This is a genomic window from Myxococcus sp. XM-1-1-1, assembly GCF_020037095.1.
In the GTDB taxonomy this organism is placed as follows: Bacteria; Myxococcota; Myxococcia; order Myxococcales; family Myxococcaceae; genus Myxococcus; species Myxococcus fulvus.
On sequence record NZ_JAIQDH010000062.1, the window covers coordinates 1 to 1,922 of the forward strand.

At 67.6% G+C, this 1,922-nt stretch carries 1 protein-coding gene; it reads right to left on the reverse strand.

The features are described from left to right. Positions 1-1,922: condensation domain-containing protein (locus tag K8640_RS42300; RefSeq protein WP_223752269.1), on the reverse strand; the 1,922-nt coding region annotated here is incomplete at both ends.

Genomic DNA, 1,922 nt, shown 5'->3' on the forward strand with positions numbered 1-1,922 from the left:
CGCTCAGCGGGGTAGTTGGGGTCGAGGGCGACGTAGAAGGCGCCGGCCTTGAGGGTGGCGAGGACGGCGACGGCCATGTCGAGGGACTTGTCGAGGCAGATGCCGACGGCACTGCCCGGAGAGACCCCGAGGGCGAGCAGGTGGTGGGCGAGCTGATTGGAGCGAGCGTCGAGCGCGGCGTAGGAGAGCGAGCGCGTACCGTCGGAGAGCGCGATGGCGTCAGGCGTACGGCGCACCTGGGCCTCCACCGGCCCATGCATCGTCGTGACGACATGCGACTCGCCCGACGTGTCATTCCAGGTGACGAGGATCTGCTGGCGCTCCTGTGCATCGAGCATCGGCAGTCGCCAGATGGACTGGCTGGGGTCGCGGACGGCGGACTGCAACAGTCGCTGCAAGTGCGCGCCCATCCGCATGGCCGTGGCCGGCGTGAACAGGTCGGTGTTGAACTCGAGCAGACCGCTGATGTCGTCGCCGTGGTCCGCGAGCAGCAATGACAGGTCGAACTTGGCGCTGCCGTGGGTGACGGTCATGGGGCCCGGCGCGGGGGCCGGCTCCTCACGACGGGGCTCACCACGAGCCTGACGCGGCGTGTTCTGCAACGCGAGCATCACCTGGAACAGCGGCGAACGGCTCAGGTCACGCTCGGGCTTCAGCTCATCGACGAGCTTCTCGAACGGCACGTCCTGGTGCGCATAGGCGCCGAGCGTCGTCTCCTTGAGCTGAGCGAGCAGCTCGCGGAACGACATCGTCCCGGTCAGCCGCGCACGCAGGGCGAGCGTGTTGGCGAAGAACCCGACGATGCCCTCCAGCTCCGTCTGCTGCCGGTTGGCGATGGGCGAGCCGACGACGATATCGTCCTGCCCCGAGTACCTCGCCATCAAGATGTGGAACGCGGCGAGCAGCACCATGAAGGGCGTGACGCCTTCGCGCTTGCACAGCGCACGGAGTGACTCGGTCAGCTCGGTGCTCAGGTGAACGGGCAGCGTTGCGCCGACATGCGTCTGCACGGGCGGTCGCGGTCGGTCGGTCGGAAGTTCCAGCGCATGTGGAGCGCTGGCGAGCTGCTGTCTCCACCAAGAGAGCTGCTGTTCCAGTGCCTCGTCCTTCAGCCAGCCGCGCTGCCACAGCGCGTAGTCCGCGTACTGGAACTCCAGCGGCGCGAGCGGAGACGGACGTCCCTGCGAGAACGCCTCGTAGAGCGCGCCCACTTCGCGCAGCAGGATTCCATTGGACCAGCCATCAGAGACGATGTGGTGCACCGTGACGAGGAGTACGTGGGTCTCTTCCGTCACGCGCAACAGGGACGCACGCAGCAGGGGCGAGCTCGTCAGGTTGAACGGCTTGCCGGACTCCTCGGAGGTCAACCGCCCCACCTCCGCGTCCAGCGCGGGACCCGTCAAATGTCGCAGGTCGATGACGGGGACCGACAGCTCGGCGTGCGGATGGATGACCTGGACCGCGGTGCCGTCCTTCTGCACGTGGAACGAGGTGCGCAGCGCCTCGTGTCGCTGCACCAGCTCCTGGATCGCCCGCTCCAGCGCGGCCGTATCCAGGTGGCCATCGAGCACCTTGCCCGAGTGGATGTTGTAGGAGGCGTTGTTGGGTTCCAGCCTGTCGAGGAACCACAGTCGCTGCTGAGCGAAGGACAGCGGCAGCGGCCCGGTACGAGGCGCCGCCACCAGCGGAGGCCGTGTGTTGGACGGGCCCTCACTCAGTGCTGCCTCGACCCGCTGCGCGAGCTCCCAGATGGTCGGCGCTTCGATGAGCGCACGCAGGGGCAGTTCGACCTGGAAGGCCTTGCGGATGCGGGAGACGACCTGGGTGGCGAGGAGGGAGTGGCCCCCCAAGGAGAAGAAGTCGTCGGAGACGCTGACGGCGTCGAGGTGGAGGACCTCTGCCCAGATGGAGGCGAGGAGCGT